The sequence below is a fragment of the Pandoraea thiooxydans genome (assembly GCF_001931675.1).
Taxonomy (GTDB): Bacteria; Pseudomonadota; Gammaproteobacteria; order Burkholderiales; family Burkholderiaceae; genus Pandoraea; species Pandoraea thiooxydans.
In genome coordinates this window covers 3,885,437-3,902,212 of sequence record NZ_CP014839.1, presented here as the reverse complement: position 1 = coordinate 3,902,212, position 16,776 = coordinate 3,885,437, and the positions used below count along the sequence as shown (strand labels likewise).

Sequence of the window (16,776 nt, the reverse complement as noted above, 5' to 3'; positions counted from 1 at the left end):
TAGCACGCTCATACGGCGACCAGCTCCCGCACGCCATGCTGCTCCATCTCGCTGCCCAGACCGCTGGCGACGATGGTGCCGCGGCTCATGACGCCGTAGTGATCGGCCAGCGCCCGGGCGAAGTCGTAGTATTGCTCGACCAGCAGCACCGTCAGGCCCAGATCGTCGACCAGCTGCCGCAGCGTCACGCCAATCTGCTTGATGATCGAAGGCTGGATGCCTTCGGTCGGCTCGTCCAGAATCAACACCCGCGGCCGGCTCATCAGGGCCCGTCCGATCGCCAGTTGCTGCTGCTGCCCGCCCGAGAGATCGCCGCCGCGCCGCACGCGCATGTCGCGCAACACCGGAAACAAGGCGTAGATTTGGTCGGGCACGCCCCGGCCGGCCTCGGCCGCCGGCAAACTGGCCGCACCGATCAGCAGGTTCTCCTCGACCGTCAGGCGCGGGAATATCTCGCGCCCCTGCGGCACGTAAGCCAGGCCACTGGTCACGCGTGCATAAGGCGCCAGATGATTCAGCGGCCGGTTCTGCCACAGAATTTCACCGGTGCGGATCGGCACGGTTCCCATCAGGCATTTGAGCAAGGTCGTCTTGCCCACGCCGTTGCGGCCCAGCAGCACCGTCAGCTGCTTCTCGGGCACCTGCAGATTGACCTCACGGAGGATATGGCTGCCGCCGTAATATTGGTTGACGCCCTTGATTTCCAGCATGATTGCTAGCGTCCAAGATAAGATTCGATCACCCGCTCGTCGCGCTGCACCGCGTCGAGCGTACCTTCGGCCAGCACCCGGCCTTGCGCCATCACGGTCACCCGCCCGGTGTCGCCCGCCAGCGATGCGACGAACGACATGTCGTGCTCCACAACCATCATCGTGCAGTGTCCGCGCAGCGTTTGCAGCAGCTTCGCCAACTGCACCGTCTCTTCGTCGGTCATGCCCGCGGCCGGCTCGTCGAGCAACAGTAGCTGCGGTTGCTGCATCAGCAGCATGCCGATTTCCAGCCGCTGTTTCTGGCCGTGCGAGAGCGCGCCGGCACGGCGTCCCGCTTGCCGTTCCAGGTCGATCAGCGACAACGTCTGCTCGATGCGCTCGCGCGTGCGGCGATCGAGCCCGGCATGAAAGGCGGCGAACCAGCGCTTGTCGTTGTCGCACGCGAGTTCGAGATTTTCCCAAACCGTATGCTGCTCGAATACGGTTGGCTTCTGGAATTTGCGCCCGACGCCGGCATGCGCGATGGCCGGTTCATCGAGTTTGGTCAGATCGATAGTCTGGCCGAGAAAGGCCTGTCCGCTGTCGGGCCGCGTCTTGCCGGTGATGACATCCATCATGGTGGTCTTGCCTGCGCCGTTCGGACCGATCACGCAACGCAGCTCGCCCGGCTTGAGCGAGAGTGACAGATCGTTGAGCGCGCGAAACCCGTCGAAGCTCACGCTGATGTTCTCGAGGTACAGGATCAGTCCGTGCGAGATGTCGATCTGGCCTGGCACCAGCAAGTGATCCAGCCCGGTGATGCTGCCGCTCACGCTGATGCCTTCGGTGTCGCTGATCAGCGGGTTCATGCTTCGTCTCCCGTGCGAGGCTTCCTGGCCAGGCTGCGCAGCAATCCCATGACACCGTGCGGCAGCAACAGCGGCACCAGCACGAACATGGCGCCCAGAAAAAATAGCCAGTACTCGGCGAAGTAGGCCGTGAAGACACTCTTCGCCCCATTGACCAGGAAGGCGCCGAGCACCGCGCCCAGCAGACTGCCGCGTCCGCCGATGGCAACCCAGATGGCCATCTCGATCGAGTTGACCGGCGACATCTCGCTCGGATTGATGATGCCGACCTGCGGCACGTAAAGCGCGCCGGCGATACCGCACAGTACCGCCGAGAAGGTCCACACGAACAGCTTGTAGCCCAGCGGCCGATAACCAAGGAACATCGCGCGCGATTCGGCGTCGCGCATCGCCGTGACCACCCGCCCGAACTTCGAGATGACGAGCGCGCGGCACACCAGCAAGGCCAGCACCAGCACCAGGAAGGTCACCAGGAACAGCGCCGTGCGGGTGCCCGGCGCGACGATCGAAAACCCCAGCAGGCGCTTGAAGTCGGTGAAGCCGTTGTTGCCGCCGAAGCCGGTCTCGTTGCGATAGAACAGCAGCATCGCCGCATACGTCATGGCCTGCGTGGTAATCGACAGATACACGCCCTTGACGCGCGAGCGAAAGGCAAAAAAGCCGAACAGCCACGCCAGCACGCCGGGCACCAGTACGATCAGCAGCAAGGTGAAGGCGAAGCTGCCGGTGCCATGCCAGAACCACGGCAGATGCTTCCAGCCGAGGAACACCATGAAGTCCGGCAGGTTGCTGTGGTAGACGCCGTCGCGCCCGATCGCACGCATCAGGTACATGCCCATCGCGTAGCCGCCCAGCGCGAAGAACAGCCCATGGCCCAGGCTGAGGATGCCGCAGTAGCCCCATACCAGGTCGAGCGCCAGTGCGGCGATCGCGTAGCACATGATCTTGCCGATCAGTGTCATCGTGTAGGCGGACAGGTGCAGCGGGTGCGAAGCCGGCAATACCAGCGAGCACAGCGGCACGATGATCAGCACTGTGAGCACCAGCGCGGCCAGCGGTGCGGCCGTGTATTTGGGCAGCAGCCGTGGCCGCTCGGGCATGCCGCCGACGGTGGACGCGGCAGACCCGCGCTGCGGCGACAGGCCGGCGGGCGACACGTCAAAAGAAACGGGGGAATTCATTCAAGCCTCCGCACTGCGCCCTTTGAGAGCGAAAAGTCCTTGGGGACGCTTTTGGATGAACAGCACGATCAGCACCAGCACGGCGATTTTTGCCAGCACCGCGCCCCAGGCCGGCTCGAGCAGCTTGTTGAGCAGCCCCAGTCCGAAAGCGCCGAACACCGTGCCGGCCAACTGGCCGACGCCGCCCAGCACCACCACGAGGAATGAGTCGATGATGTAGCCCTGACCGAGATCCGGCCCGACGTTGCCGATCTGCGACAGCGCGCAGCCACCCAGCCCGGCGATGCCCGCACCGAGGGCGAACGCGTAGGCGTCCACGCGCCGGGTGCGCACGCCGACGCAGGCGGCCATGTTGCGGTTCTGTGTGACGGCCCGGATGAACAGGCCCAGCCGGGTCAGGTTCAGCAGCGCCCAGGTCAGTGCCACCACGACCACCGAGAAGCCGATGATGACCAGTCGGTTGTAAGGCAGGATCAGGTTGGGCAGCACGCTCACCCCGCCGCTCATCCACGACGGGTTGGCGACATCGACGTTCTGTGCGCCGAACAGCGTACGCACGATTTGCATGAGCAGCAGACTGATGCCGAAGGTGGTCAGCAGCGTCTCGAGCGGCCGGCCATAGAGAAAGCGCAGCACGGTGCGCTCGAGCATCAGCCCGACGATCGCGGCGGCCAGGAACGAGGCGGGGACGGCGGCCACCAGATACCAATTGAAGGCGTGCGGCAGGTAGTGCTGGAACAGGGTTTGCACGACGTACGTGGCGTAGGCGCCGATCATCAGGAATTCGCCGTGCGCCATGTTGATGATGCCGAGCAGGCCGTACGTGATGGCCAGCCCCAGCGCCGCCAGCAGCAGCACGCTGCCCAGGCTCAGGCCCGCGAACAGCATGCCAAGCAGCTCGCTCTTGCGTTGGTCGTTCTCGAGTTGCGCCAGGCCGGCCTGGGCCGCGACGCGCACGCCCGTGTCGGGTTCGTCGAACGTGCCGTCGGGCTTGCGCGCCACCAGCGGCAGCAGCAGCCCGCGCATTTGCGGATCCGCGCGTGCCACGATAATCGCGATCGCCTCGCGCCGCTTGAGCGGGTCGGCATCGTGCAGCGCGGTCACGGCCCATAGCTGATCGAGCTTGCGCTTCAGGTCAGGGTCGGTCTCCCGGTCGCGCGCCTGTTCGACCTGCACGCGGAAGTCGGTGCTGCCCGAGTGCAACAGGGTACGGATTGCCTTGGCGCGCACCGCCGGGTCCAGCGATTGCAGGTTCAGCGCGGCGGTGGCGTCGTCGACGCGCGCGCGCAGCACATTGTTGAGCACCACCGGTTGCGCATTGTCGTCCTTGACCGGCTGGCCGCTGAGCACATCGCGCAGGGTGTCGCCGTCCTGGACCAGGATCCGGTTGTCGTCGCCGACCAGTACGTCGCCGGCGGCCAGCGCCTTCAGCAGCGTTTGGCTGGCCTCGGTGCCGTCGTCCACCAGGTGATGGATCGCCTGAGACTTGGCGTCGAAATCCATGCCGCCCAGCGGTGCGATGTCGGTCTCGGTCAGTGCCATTGCGGAGGTCTGACCCAGTAACAGGACGATCAGTAGTGCGAATATTTTGATCAGGCGTGACATGGAAGAATCCTGGGCGCCGCCGGCAGTCGGCGGCGCCGAAAGTTGCCGAAAACGATCAGCTCACCGTGTCGGGCTTGCCCTGATTGCCCGGGATGTAGGGGCTCCACGGCTGTGCGCGGATGGTCGTCTTGGTTTCCCACACCACGTTGAACTGCCCGTCGGCGCGAATCTCGCCGATCATCACGGGTTTGTGCAGGTGGTGGTTGCCGTCCATCATGAGCTTGAAGCCGTCGGGCGCGTTGAAGGTCTGGCCGATCATTGCCGTTCTCACCTTGTCGACGCTGGTGGTGCCGGCTTTCTCTACCGCCTGCTTCCACATATGCATGCCGACGTAGGTCGCCTCCATCGGGTCGTTGGTCACGCGCTTGCTGCCGCCCGGCAGATTCTTGCGCTTGACGTACTCGAACCACTCTTTCTTGAATGCGGTGTTCTCCTTGTTCCTGAGCGACATGAAGTAATTCCATGCGGCCAGGTTGCCCACCAGCGGCTTGGTGTCCATGCCGCGCAGCTCTTCCTCGCCGACCGAGAACGCCATGACCGGCACGTCGGTCGCCTTTAGGCCCTGATTGCCGAGTTCCTTGTAGAAAGGCACGTTGGAGTCGCCATTGATGGTCGAGATCACGGCGGTCTTGCCGCCCTGGGCGAACTGCTTGATATTGGCGACGATCGTCTGGTAATCGCTGTAGCCGAACGGTGTATAGACCTCCTGAATATCCTTGTCCTGCACGCCCTTCGAATGCAGGAAGCCGCGCAGAATCTGATTGGTGGTACGCGGATAGACGTAGTCCGTGCCGAGCAGGAAGAAACGCTTGGCGCCGCCGCCTTCGGCGCTCATCAGATACTCCACCGCTGGGATTGCCTGCTGGTTCGGCGCCGCGCCCGTATAGAAGACGTTGCGCGACATTTCCTCGCCTTCATACTGCACGGGGTAGAACAGCAGGCCATTGAGTTCTTCGAAAACCGGCAACACCGATTTGCGCGACACCGAGGTCCAGCAGCCGAACACCACGGCCACCTTGTCCTGGGTCAGCAACTGCCGCGCCTTTTCGGCGAACAGCGGCCAGTTCGATGCCGGATCCACCACCACCGGCTCGATCGGGTGCCCCATCACGCCGCCGGCGCGGTTGATCTCGTCGACCGTCATCAGCGCCACGTCCTTGAGCGACGTTTCGGAAATCGCCATCGTGCCGGACAGGGAATGCAGAATGCCGATCTTGATCGGCTTCTTGCCCTGCGCCCAAACTTTTGAGGACAAACCCGGAATGGCAAGCGCCCCCGACATGGCCGCCATGTTTAACAGCGTGCGTCGTTTCATTTGATTTCCCTTCGTAAGTGATTGGACTACGCAGACTCAGGAGGCAATAGTCGTGCCAATCCCTCGATGCCACGACGATTGCCATGCCACGCTTCGCGGCGGTGCGCATTTGCATCGCATCAGTGCAGGCGGGGCGTGGCACGCGGCCGCGTGCGCCATGGCAGTGCGCGGGCCGTGCGCAGGGAGTGCGGGACTGGGAGTGCGGGGCAGGGCGCGCGCCGGACGGCGCGTCCCTCACGAGGCGTGTGCCGCGCTCAGTGTGGTCTCGAGAAAGCGGTACAGGCGCGCGTCGTCCGAATAGGCGGCATTGAAGCGGAACCAGTGACACGGTTCGGACTGCGTGACGAAGAACTCGCCGGGTGCGAGCATGATTCCCTGCGTGAGCGCGTGCTCGGCGATCTCGCGCGAGGAGGGCGTGCCCTCAGGCAGGGCGGCGCACACGAACATGCCGCCGTCGGGTTTGGCCAGCAGGCTCAGGCCGCAGGCCGTCAATTGAGTGCAGAGGCGGCTGCGCGCCCGCGCCAGGCGATCGGTGAGCCGCTCGATGTGCTTGCGGTGGCCGCCCTCGGTCAGCACCAGATGAACCAGGCGCTCGTTGATTTCCGAGGTGGTCAGGCCGCCGATCATTTTGGTGCGCGCGAGCTCGGCGGCCAGCGCTGGCGCGCAAGCGACATAGCCGACCCGGATCGAGGGCGAGATGGTCTTCGAGAAGCTCCCCAGGTAGATGACCCGGTGCAAGCCGTCCATGGCGGCCAGGGCTGGCGCATTGGGCGGCGCCAGCTCGCGGTAGATATCGTCGTCGACCACCCACAGGCCGTGCTGTTCGGCAAACTGCAGGATGCGGTGCGCGCATGCCGGCGACAGCGACGTGCCGAGCGGGTTTTGCAGCACGCTGTTGAGGAATAGCGCGCGCGGCCGATGGGTTTGGATCGCGCTCTCCAGCTGCGCCAGATCGAGCCCGGCGGCGTCGCGCGGCACGCCCACCACATGCAGGCCGGCGCTGCGCAGGATCGCCAGCAGATTGCAGTAGGCGGGCTCCTCCACCAGCACGGCGTCGCCCGGGTGCAGCAAGGTGCGGGCGATCAGGTCAAGACCTTGCGTGGCGCCGTGCGTCAGGACGATCTGGTCGGCATGCGCATCGAGCGCGATATCTGCCAGGCGTCGTGCGATGCTCTGACGCAGCGGGGCATACCCCTGCGGGTGGCCGTAATGCACGAAGCGCGTGCCCGCGCCCTTGGCCAGCTGCCGCAGCGCGCCTTGCAGGCCGTCTTCGTCCAGCCAATCGTCCGGCAGCCAGCCGCAGCCGCTCTTGACCGGAATGCTGTCGTCGGCAAACACCTCCGAGAGCAACCAGGCGTTGCCGACCTCGCGCGCGACCGCGCGCGGCCGCGGCCGCGGCATATCGTGCGCGGGATCGTCGCTGGCCACGAAGAAGCCGGCGCCACGCCGTGCGATCAGGACACCTTGTGCGACCAGCCGGTCGTAGGCTTCGACCACCGTGAAGGTGCTGATACCGTGCGCCTGCGCCAACTGGCGGATCGACGGCATGCGCATGCCGCCGTGCAGCACGGCGCTGTGTCGCGCGCGCTCGATCTCGCGCACGATCTGTTCGACCAGCGATGCGGGCTGGCCGCGGTCGAGCGCCAGGCGTAACGGTTGACTCATGGTGGGGGACTCCGGCAGCGCAGGCCGGCCGGGCATCGGCTGTTGCCTGCACACTCATGGCATGGTGCCGATACAGAATACGCAGTTTCCGCTCAACTGTACATGTCTGTATTGGTCGCCGATGCTTAATATGGTGTTCGATGCGCCCGGCGAGGGTCCGCGGCGCGCTTTGAAAATCGAAGGAGATGAGCCGTGGAATTGCATGATGCGCCGCTCGATATGTCGGCATTCTGGATGCCCTTTACCGCCAATCGGGAATTCAAGCGGGCGCCGCGCCTGCTGGTCAAGGCCGAGGGCATGTACTACACGTCGCACGACGGCCGCCAGGTGCTCGATGGCACGGCGGGCCTGTGGTGCGTCAACGCGGGGCATTGCCGTCGCGAGATCGTCGAGGCCGTGCGGGCGCAGGTTGGCGAGATGGACTTCGCGCCGACTTTCCAGATGGGTCATCCGAAGGCGTTCGAGGCGGCCGCCAAGCTTGCCGAACTGACGCCGGGCGACCTGAAGCGGATTTTCTTCACCAACTCCGGCTCGGAATCGGTCGACACCGCGCTGAAGATCGCGTTGGCGTATCACCGCGCGCGCGGCGAAGGCCAGCGCACGCGCTTCATCGGCCGCGAGCGAGGCTACCACGGGGTGGGCTTCGGCGGCATTTCGGTCGGCGGGATCGCGCCCAATCGCAAGACCTATTCAGGCGCGCTGCTGCCTGCCGTCGATCACTTGCCGCACACCCTGAACCTGGCCGAGGCCGCTTTCACGCGCGGTCAACCGGCATGGGGCGCGCATCTGGCCGACGAACTCGAGCGGCTGGTGATGCTGCACGACGCCTCGACCATCGCCGCGGTCATCGTCGAGCCGCTGGCCGGCTCGACCGGCGTGCTGGTGCCGCCGCAGGGTTATCTGCAACGGCTGCGGCAGATCTGCGACAAGCACGGCATCCTGCTGATTTTCGACGAGGTGATCACCGGCCTGGGGCGGCTGGGCGCGCCATTCGCCTCCCAGTATTTCGGCGTGACGCCCGACCTGATGACGCTGGCCAAGGGCATCAACAACGCGACGGTGCCGATGGGGGCGGTGGCCGCCCGGCAATCGATCCACGACACCATCGTCAATGCCGGCCAGGCCGGGGCGATCGAATTCTTCCACGGCTATACCTATTCGGGCCACCCGCTGGCGGCAGCGGCGGCCTGCGCGGCGCTCGACCTGTATCGCAGCGAGGATCTGTTCAACCGGGCCGCGCAAATGGCGCCCCATTTCGAGGATGCCATCCACGCGCTCAAGGGGCTGCCCGGCGTGCTCGACATTCGCAACCTGGGCCTGGTCGGCGGCGTCGAACTGCAGCCGCGCGCCGGTGCGCCGGGCGCGCGAGCGCACGAGATTTTCGTCAAATGTTTCGAGCAGGGCGTGCTGATTCGCTATACCGGCGATATTCTGGCGTTTTCGCCGCCGCTGATCGTCGACCAGGCGCAAATCGCCCAATTGTTCGACGTGGTCGCGCAAGCCATTCGCACGACCGCCTGAGCGGGGTATCGGCCGCCACTGTTCACGAGGTCCGCGCATGAAGATCGTCATTGCCCGCATGAACCACGAGACCAATACGTTCTCGCCGGTGCCGACACCGCTGGCCGCATTCGGGCCGTGCGGGCCCGACTACGGCGACGACGCGTACCGCGCCAACCGGGGCGCGCGCACGGCGATGGGCGCGTTCATCGAGCTGGCCGAACAGCACGGCGCCGAACTCGTCACGCCGCTGTCGGCCACCGCCAACCCGAGCGGTCCGGTGGCGGCCGAGGCCTACGACGCGATGTGCGCGCGCATCGTCGAAGCGGTGGCTGGTGGCTGCGACGCCATCCTGCTGGATCTGCATGGTGCGATGGTCGCCGAGAACAGCGATGACGGCGAGGGCGACCTGCTGGCGCGCGTGCGGGCCGCGGCGCCGGGTGTGCCGCTGGCGGTGGCGCTCGACCTGCACGGCAACGTAACGCAGAAGATGATTGACAACGCCGACATTCTCGTCAGTTTCAAAACCTACCCGCACGTCGACATGTACGAGACCGGCGCGCATGCGGGGCGCCTGTTGTTCGACCAGTTGGCCGGACGCCTGCGCCCGGTGGTGGCGTGGCGTCGCCCGCCTCTGATGACGCACACCCTGCGCAGCGCCACCGGCGAGGGCGCGATGCAGCGCGCGGTGGCTGCGGCGCGCGCGGCCGAGCGCGACGGCATGGCCGCCGTGTCGATTCTGGCGGGGTTCTCGCTGGCCGATATCCCGGCGCCGTGCCTGAGCGTGGTGGTGGTCGGTAATGGCGACGCGGCGGCGGCCGACGCGGTGGCCGAGCGCATCGCCCGGCAGATCTGGGCCGAGCGACAGGACTTCGTCTATCGGAGCGAGCCGCTGGCCGTCTCGCTCGAGCGTGCCGCGCAACTTGCCGCGCAAAGCGATGGGCGGCCTGGTCCGGTGCTGCTGCTCGATCATGGCGACAACGTCATGTCGGGCGGCACCTGCGACACCATGGACGTACTGCAGGCGGCCCTGGCGCACGGGCTGGACGGCATCGCGGTGGGCCCGCTGTGCGATCCGCAGGCGGTCGGCGAGTTGTGCGCGGCCGGCGTCGGCGCGCGCGTCACGCTCGCACTCGGCAACAAACGTGAGATACCCAAACTGGGCATGACCAAGACCCCGGTGGTGCTCAGCGGCGTGGTGCGCGCCATTACCGACGGCGAGTATGTGATCACCGGCCCGACCTACACGGGCCAGCGCGCCTACATGGGCCGCACCGCGGTGTTCGACATCGGCGCGGCGCAGGTCGTGGTGACCGAGCGGACCCAGGAGCCGCTGGATGTGGGGGTATTTACCAGCGTCGGCATCGACCCGGCCCGCCAGCGTTTTTTGCTGCTGAAGTCGCGCATGTATTGCCGCCCGGTTTTTCTGCCGCTGGCGCGAGGGCTGGTCGAGTGCGACAGCGCCGGCGTGACCAGTTCCGACTACGCGTTGTTTCCGTTTGCGAGGGTGCGGCGCCCGGTCTATCCGCTCGACGCACAGACACACTGGGATGCGTCGTGAGGCCGCGGCAAGGCGGCGCTGGCCGATCCGGGCGCAACCCCGGCGAATGAACTGCCGCCGCCGGCCTAGTGCAGCTGGCCGCCGCTTTCCCGGCGATCTTCGCTCACGCTCAGCGCCGTGTGAAGGGCCACGCGCAGGCCCTTGACGACGGTGTCCAGCGCCATGCTCGGCTGGCCCGGATGGCGCGCGGCCTGCGACGGCAGATACGGAATGTGAATAAAGCCGCCGCGCAGCGCCGGACGATGCAGCGCGATGTGATGCAGCAGCCCGTAGAAAATGTGGTTGCACACGAAGGTGCCTGCCGTTTGCGAGACCGCGGCGGGAATGCCCGCATCGCGCAGCGCATGCGTGATGGCCTTGATCGGCAAACGGGCAAAGTAAGCGGCCGGCCCGTCGGCGGCGATCGGCGCATCGATCGGCTGTTGTCCGGCGTTGTCGGCGATACGCGCGTCGTCGACATTGATGGCGACCCGCTCGATCGACATTTCCGCGCGCCCGCCGGCCTGCCCGACGCATACCACCAGTACCGGATCGGTCTCGGCGATGGCGCTGCCCAGCACCTCGAGCGCCCGGCCGAACACGCACGGCACCTGGCGTGCGACCACCACGGCGCCGCCGATCTGCGCGCCTTCGAGGGCTTGCGCCGCCTCCCAGGACGGATTCACGGGTTCTTGTTCGAACGGCTCGAAGCCGGTCAGCAGGATGGTCGACATGGTCAAACCTCGGGCGCGCACCGCGCGGCGGGGCACGCGGATTCGGGTGAACGGGGCCTTCTTCGAGCGCTCGGCGCGCTCGACGCATCACGCATTCTAAGACGAGTAGGGCTGGCGCGTTACACGAGCGCCAGGAAATGCGCGAGGCACGGGTTGCGGTTGAGCGGTGACCACGCAAGCACTTGCTCGATCTGCGGCGCATCGAGCAACGGGCGGAATACCACGCCGGCCAGCTGGGCCCGGCGCATCGATGCCGGCACCAGTGCGATACCGACGCCTTCGTCGACCAGGCTCAGCACGGTCTGTTGCAACTGCACCTCGAAGCGGATATCTGGCTCGAAGCCGCCCTGGCGGCAGTGTTCGACAATCGCCGCGCGCAGTGTCGGCGCGACCTGTTCGGTGGCCAGCACGAACGGCTCGCCCGCCAGTTGGGAGATCCTCAACTGACGCGCACGCGCGCGCGGATGATTGCGCGAGAGTGCCACGCAAAGCGGCTCGCTGACGATCTCGCGCATCGCCAGCCCCTTTTTTTGCGCCCCGGGAAACATGATCGCGGCATCGATCTGCCCGGCTGCCACCTGCGCCGCCAGATCGTTCGAGACGACCTCGCGAAGATGCAGCGCGACGGCCGGGTAGGCCGCGCCGAAACGCTTGGCGTAACCCGGCACGACGCTATAGGCCGCGCACATGGTAAAGCCGATGCTGAGCTGCCCGGCGTCGCCGCGCGCGGCGGCGCGCACGTTCCTGGTGGACTGCTCCAGTGCCGCGAGGATCGCCCGGGCGTCGTTGTAGAACTGCTCGCCGGCGACGGTCAGGGTGACGCTGCGCGGGCTGCGCTCGATCAGCGTGACTCCCAGCGCCGCTTCGAGTGCCGCCAGTTGCCGGCTCAGCGGTGGCTGAGTCAGGTTCAGGCGCGCTGCGGCCCGGCCGAAGTGGCGGGTTTCCGCCAGCGTGACGAAATAACGTAGCGGCTTGATATCGAGCATGATGCAAAAAAGGTATTTTTGCGTTCGGAAAATAGCATTGGATTATATCAATCAAAGTCTTTAAGCTCCCGCCTGACTTGTTGACTCTGGCATCGAGCGATTGTGTTTTCGACCCTTCCCATCCTGCTCCCCGTATTCGGCCTGGCACTGGCCGGCTTTGTCTGCCGCCGGCGCGGCGTGCTCGGGCCGACGGCGGCATCGGAGTTGAATCGCTTCGTGATCTGGCTCGGGCTGCCGGCGCTGCTGTTCGACATCATGGCGCACGCGACCTGGCACGAGCTATATCAGCCGGCATTCGTCGCTGCCTTCGCGCTGGCCCTGGCGGGCGTGTTCGTGCTCACGCTGGTGCTGCGCATGGTGGGTGGCCGGCATTTGGCCGATGCGAGTATCGACGCGGTTGCCGCCGCCTATCCGAACACCGGCTATATCGGCTTTCCGCTGTGCATGATCGTGTTCGGCTCGGCCAGCCTGACGCCGACGACCATCGTCACGATTCTGGTCGCCTGCGTACTGTTCGCCAGCGCGATCGTGCTCATCGAGGTGGGACTGCAGACCGAGCGGGCACCGCACAAGCTGGGCTGGAAAGTATTGCGCGCGTTGGCGCGCAATCCGTTGATCGTCGCGCCGATCGCGGGGGCGGCGGTCTCGGCGCTGCATGTGCCGCTGCCGCACAGCGGCGAAACCTTTCTGAAGTTGCTGGGCGCCGCGGCCAGCCCGTGCGCGCTGGTGAGCCTGGGCGCGTTCCTGGCCGAGAAGCGGTCTGCGGGTGCCCCGGGCGAGCGAAGCGCACTCTATCTCACGGGCGTCAAGCTGCTGTTTCAGCCGGCCCTGACCTGGTGGCTCGCCGCGCGCGTGTTTGCGTTGCCGCTCACGCTGGTCGAAATTGCCGTGCTGCTGGCCGCGCTGCCCACCGGCACAGGGCCTTTCATGCTGGCCGAGTTCTACCGGCGCGAGGCGCACGTCACCTCGCGCACGATTCTCCTGTCGACGCTCGGCTCGCTGGTGACGTTGTCGGTTCTGCTGCTGTATATCAGGCGCTCATAGGCGCGCTTAGCCGATCGGGCGGATTTCGATGCCGGCCTCGTTCAGGCGGGTACGAATGCGCCGGGCGAACGCCAGTGCATGCGGCCCATCGCCATGCAGGCACACGGTCTGCGCGTTGATGCCGACCCAACTGCCGTCGCGCGCGCGCACGCGCTGCCGCTCGATCATCTCGAGGGTCTGCGCGAGCGCCTGTTCTTCGTCGTCGATCAAGGCGCCGGGCGTGCCGCGCTTGACCAGCGTGCCGTCGGGGTTGTAGCCGCGATCGGCGAACACTTCTTCGACGGCGCTCAGGCCCGCATCGCGCGCAGCCCGTACCAATTCGCCGCCAGCCAGACCGAACAACGCCAGACCCGGATCGAAATCGCGCACCGCCTTGGCGATGGTCTGGGCCAGCGCCGGGTCGCGCGCGGCCTGGTTGTAGAGCGCGCCATGCGGCTTGACGTGCGCCAGCACGCCGCCGTGCGCCTGAGCGATGGCCGCCAGCGCGCCGATCTGGTACAGCACGCCGGCATAGACTTCGTCGGCCGGCAAGTGCATTTCGCTGCGGCCGAAGTTCTCGCGATCCGGAAAACTCGGATGCGCGCCAATCGCGACGTTGTGCTCGATGGCCCAGGCGACCGTACGATGCATCGTCGCGGCGTCGCCCGCATGCCAGCCGCAGGCGATATTGGCGGAACTGATCAGGGCCAGCAAGGCTTCGTCGCTGTCGCAGCCTTCGCCCACATCGGCGTTGAGATCGATCTGCATTATTGACTCCGGGAGAGGGTGGATTGAGGGGCGCGGGTGATCGCGCGGCGTGGGCCGGCCTGGACCACGCCGGCGTGCCGCCAGGCCAGGATCCGGTCGACCTGATCCAGATAGCGGCGCGTGTCTTGCAGCGCCTGCAGCGCGTCGGTGCGCGACACCGGAATAAAGCGCACGGCCGCACCCAGCCGCACTTGCGCGAGCTTCCAGAGGTCCGCGCCAATCACCACGCCGATCTTGGGATAGCCGCCGGTGGTCTGCCCGTCGGCCATCAGGATGATCGGCTGCCCGGCGGGCGGCACCTGCACCACGCCGGGCACCACGCCATGCGAGAGCAGGTCGTGGTGGCGGTGCTTCTTGCGGTGCAGCTCCGGCCCGCCGAGCCGGTAACCCATGCGGTTGCTGTTCGGCGTCACTTGCCAGTCCGTGTCCCAGAACGTCTTGTGCGAGGCCACCGTGAAATCCTCATACTCCGGGCCGTTCAACACGCGGATCGAGGTGGTTTCCAGGCCCGGGAAGCCGGCCGGCGACTGCACGCCATAAGGCGCGGCGCGCGACTCGAGCGCCGCGCTCGCGACGCCCAGCGGCAGGCGGTCGCCGTCGCGCAGCGCGCGGCCATGCCAGCCGCCAAAGCCGCCGCTCAAGTGGGTACTGCGCGAATTGAGCAGCATCGGCACGTCGATCCCGCCGCCGATCGCCAGATAGGTGCGCATGCCCTGGCGCGGGCTGCGCAGCGTCAGGGTCTGGCCGCGTGCGACCGGGAAGCTCCACCAAGACCATACCCGTTGGCCGTCGAGCTCGGCGCGACAGTCGGCGCCGGTCAGCGCGATCCGGCAATCCTGGGTAAAGCGCACTGCGCTCGCGCCGAGCGTGAATTCGATCACGGCCGCGTCCACCGGATTATCGAGCAGGCGATTGCCCACCAGCATGGCGAGCGGGTCGAGTGCGCCGGCCACGCCGATGCCGAGATGGCGAAATCCGTGCCGCCCGAGATCCTGGACGGAGCTGAGTACACCGGCGCGCAAGATCTCTATCACAGTTCGATGCTCTCGATGGTGAAGCGCACATGATCGCCCGGGCTCAGCAGGGTCGGCGGCATTTGCGCGGGATCGAACAACGGCAGGTCGGTGCGCCCGATCAGCTGCCAGCCGCCGGGCGAGACCACCGGATAAATCGCGGTTTGCGCGCCGCCGATGCCGACCGAGCCTGCCGGCACCGCCAGGCGCGGCTCGGCGCGGCGCGGTGTGGCCAGGCTGGGGTCGAGGCCGCCAAGATAGGCGAAGCCGGGCAGGAAGCCCAGGAAGTACACTACGTAGTCGCTGCCGGCGTGGCGCTGCACCACCGCCTCGGGCGAGAGCCCGGTGCGCAGCGCGACTTCGGCCAGGTCGGGGCCATGCGCGCCGCCGTAGCGCACCGGAATTTCAATCTCGCGGCCCGCCTCGGCCTGGTCGTCCGCCCCTTCCCATGCTGCCTGCAGGGCACTCTCGAGGGTTGTGGGATCGGTGCGCAGCGGATCGAAAATCACCGTGAAGTTGTTCATGCCAGGCACCATTTCGAGCACATCGGAGCGCGCCTGCAGCATGGTGGCGACCGACCAGATGCGCCGCTGCGTGACCAGACTGGTGGGCGGCGGCGGAATGCAGAGCAGGGCGGCTTCGCCCAGCGGGAGGATGCTCAGTGTCGACATGGGGCTGGTCTTTTGCTACATAATATCAACGAATTGTCGATGTATTATAGATAATCGCGTACGCGCTACGCAGTTTTTACTTCCACGCAGCTATACTTGTATCATGTTGACGACAGTTGGAACCCATTGTATGACCGCGAAATCGCGCCAGCACACACCGCAAATCGTTTCTTCGGCTCATCTGGTGTCGGAAAAGGGCGCCGAGACCTCCGAGCTCGAATATGGCCTGATCGTGGCCAGCAATGCGTTCAATCGCTGGATGGCGCGCTGCATGTCGGCCGCCGGGGTCAAGGACATGGCGCCGGTCGAAGTGTCGTTGCTGCATCATGTGAATCATCGCGACCGCAAGAAAAAGCTCGCCGACATCTGCTTCGTGCTGAATATCGAAGACACGCACATTGCCACCTACGGCCTGAAGAAGCTGGTCAAGGCCGGTTACGTCAAAAGCGAGAAGATCGGCAAGGAGGTGTTTTTCTCCGCGACCGACAAGGGCAGTGCGCTGTGCCTGCGTTACCGCGAGGTGCGCGAGCAATGCCTGATCGAGGCGCTGGCCGAGAGCGGTCTGGAGAATCGGGCGATCAGCGAGGCCGCGCAACTGCTGCGAACCATCTCCGGACTATACGATCAAGCCTCGCGCTCGGCCGCTTCGCTGTAGAGCGTGGCCGATTCGGTGAGCACGACGTCCAGCCGGACGTCATGCGGCTGCACCTCCAGGGCGGGCGTCTCGGTTGCCTCGAAGGCGATGCCGACCGCGCGCGGGCGCGGATCGAGCGCCGCCAGGGTGCGGTCGTAGAAGCCGCCGCCGTAACCCAGCCGGTAACCCTGCCGGTTGAAACCCACGCAGGGAATCAGAATCAGATCGGGCGCCAGCGGTTGGTTATGGGCCGGAACCGGGATCCGATAACGACCCTCGAGCATCGGACTGTCGGGCGTCCACGCATGGAACACCAACGGCTCGCGCGGATCGGTCACGACCGGCAGGGCGGCCAGCCGACGCTGACCGGGGCCGCCTTGCGCCAGCCACTCGACGATCACCGGGCGCGCGTCGAACTCTTCCAGAATGGGCCAATAAAAGCCGACGCATGCGGGGGCTTCGCGTGCCAGCAGATCGGCCAGCCGCTCGCGCAACAGCGCATCGCGGCGTGCACGATCGGGCAGGTCGCGCCGTACTGCCAACAGACTGGAACGCAGTGTTGTTTTCATTGCTTTTGCCTGCG

The 16,776-nt window shown here is 66.2% G+C and carries 16 protein-coding genes; 4 read left to right on the top strand and 12 right to left on the bottom strand.

Translation table 11 applies throughout. The features are described 5' to 3' along the window. Positions 1-8: 8 nt before the first annotated feature. The 6 genes from urtE to PATSB16_RS17980 form a co-directional block, all read right to left on the bottom strand. Positions 9-710, bottom strand: a complete 702-nt coding sequence (gene urtE, locus PATSB16_RS18005; protein WP_047215417.1) for an urea ABC transporter ATP-binding subunit UrtE — start codon at positions 708-710, stop codon at positions 9-11. Between the two features lie 5 nt (positions 711-715). Continuing rightward, a complete protein-coding gene (urtD, locus tag PATSB16_RS18000) occupies positions 716-1,558 on the bottom strand; it encodes an urea ABC transporter ATP-binding protein UrtD (protein WP_047215416.1) in 843 nt (280 codons plus the stop codon). Further along, positions 1,555-2,658 (bottom strand): urea ABC transporter permease subunit UrtC, encoded by a 1,104-nt coding sequence (gene urtC, locus PATSB16_RS17995; RefSeq protein WP_047216725.1) that lies wholly within the window; start codon positions 2,656-2,658, stop codon positions 1,555-1,557. Before urtC ends, urtD begins: the two co-directional genes overlap by 4 nt. Positions 2,659-2,739: 81 nt before the next feature. Further along, positions 2,740-4,344, bottom strand: a complete 1,605-nt coding sequence (gene urtB / locus PATSB16_RS17990; protein ID WP_047215415.1) for an urea ABC transporter permease subunit UrtB — start codon at positions 4,342-4,344, stop codon at positions 2,740-2,742. Between the two features lie 55 nt (positions 4,345-4,399). Then, entirely contained in the window at positions 4,400-5,659 is a 1,260-nt protein-coding gene (gene urtA, locus PATSB16_RS17985; protein ID WP_047215414.1) for an urea ABC transporter substrate-binding protein, read from the bottom strand. A 234-nt stretch (positions 5,660-5,893) separates the two neighbouring features. Beyond that, complete coding sequence (locus PATSB16_RS17980; protein WP_047216724.1) at positions 5,894-7,324, bottom strand: aminotransferase-like domain-containing protein; 1,431 nt, start codon at positions 7,322-7,324, stop codon at positions 5,894-5,896. Between the two features lie 219 nt (positions 7,325-7,543). On the opposite strand from PATSB16_RS17980, the gene aptA reads away from it, so the two are divergent. Both aptA and PATSB16_RS17970 read left to right on the top strand, forming a co-directional pair. Beyond that, the gene (aptA, locus tag PATSB16_RS17975; protein ID WP_047216723.1) at positions 7,544-8,845 is read left to right on the top strand and encodes an omega-aminotransferase AptA; all 1,302 of its coding nucleotides are present in this window, start codon (positions 7,544-7,546) and stop codon (positions 8,843-8,845) included. Between the two features lie 37 nt (positions 8,846-8,882). After that, complete coding sequence (locus tag PATSB16_RS17970; protein ID WP_047215413.1) at positions 8,883-10,385, top strand: M81 family metallopeptidase; 1,503 nt, start codon at positions 8,883-8,885, stop codon at positions 10,383-10,385. 65 nt (positions 10,386-10,450) lie between these two features. Here PATSB16_RS17970 and pcp read toward each other — a convergent pair whose 3' ends face one another. Together pcp and PATSB16_RS17960 are read right to left on the bottom strand one after the other, a co-directional pair. Beyond that, on the bottom strand, positions 10,451-11,098 hold the full coding sequence (gene pcp / locus PATSB16_RS17965) for a pyroglutamyl-peptidase I (protein ID WP_047215412.1): 648 nt from the start codon (positions 11,096-11,098) through the stop codon (positions 10,451-10,453). A gap of 119 nt (positions 11,099-11,217) precedes the next feature. Further along, complete coding sequence (locus tag PATSB16_RS17960; protein WP_047215411.1) at positions 11,218-12,084, bottom strand: LysR family transcriptional regulator; 867 nt, start codon at positions 12,082-12,084, stop codon at positions 11,218-11,220. Between the two features lie 102 nt (positions 12,085-12,186). On the opposite strand from PATSB16_RS17960, the gene PATSB16_RS17955 reads away from it, so the two are divergent. Continuing rightward, positions 12,187-13,128, top strand: coding sequence for an AEC family transporter (locus tag PATSB16_RS17955; protein WP_047215410.1), 942 nt, complete (start codon positions 12,187-12,189; stop codon positions 13,126-13,128). A 6-nt stretch (positions 13,129-13,134) separates the two neighbouring features. Here the strand turns inward: PATSB16_RS17955 and pxpA are convergent, their stop codons facing one another. From pxpA to pxpB, 3 genes are read right to left on the bottom strand one after another with little or no spacing between them, the layout of a single operon-like run. Further along, positions 13,135-13,875, bottom strand: a complete 741-nt coding sequence (pxpA, locus tag PATSB16_RS17950; RefSeq protein WP_047215409.1) for a 5-oxoprolinase subunit PxpA — start codon at positions 13,873-13,875, stop codon at positions 13,135-13,137. Continuing rightward, entirely contained in the window at positions 13,875-14,909 is a 1,035-nt protein-coding gene (locus tag PATSB16_RS17945; protein ID WP_047215408.1) for a 5-oxoprolinase subunit C family protein, read from the bottom strand. The genes pxpA and PATSB16_RS17945 overlap by 1 nt, the downstream gene beginning before the upstream one ends. Next, a complete protein-coding gene (pxpB, locus tag PATSB16_RS17940) occupies positions 14,906-15,559 on the bottom strand; it encodes a 5-oxoprolinase subunit PxpB (RefSeq protein ID WP_047215407.1) in 654 nt (217 codons plus the stop codon). Before pxpB ends, PATSB16_RS17945 begins: the two co-directional genes overlap by 4 nt. A gap of 130 nt (positions 15,560-15,689) precedes the next feature. Here pxpB and PATSB16_RS17935 point away from each other — a divergent pair, with 130 nt between their 5' ends. Next, positions 15,690-16,214 carry a winged helix DNA-binding protein gene (locus tag PATSB16_RS17935; protein WP_047215406.1) on the top strand — a complete coding sequence of 175 codons (525 nt, stop codon included), beginning with the start codon at positions 15,690-15,692 and terminating at the stop codon, positions 16,212-16,214. Here the strand turns inward: PATSB16_RS17935 and PATSB16_RS17930 are convergent. Continuing rightward, entirely contained in the window at positions 16,184-16,762 is a 579-nt protein-coding gene (locus PATSB16_RS17930) for a 5-formyltetrahydrofolate cyclo-ligase (protein ID WP_047215405.1), read from the bottom strand. The two genes, PATSB16_RS17935 and PATSB16_RS17930, sit on opposite strands and share 31 nt — an antisense overlap. Between the last annotated feature and the right edge of the window lie 14 nt (positions 16,763-16,776).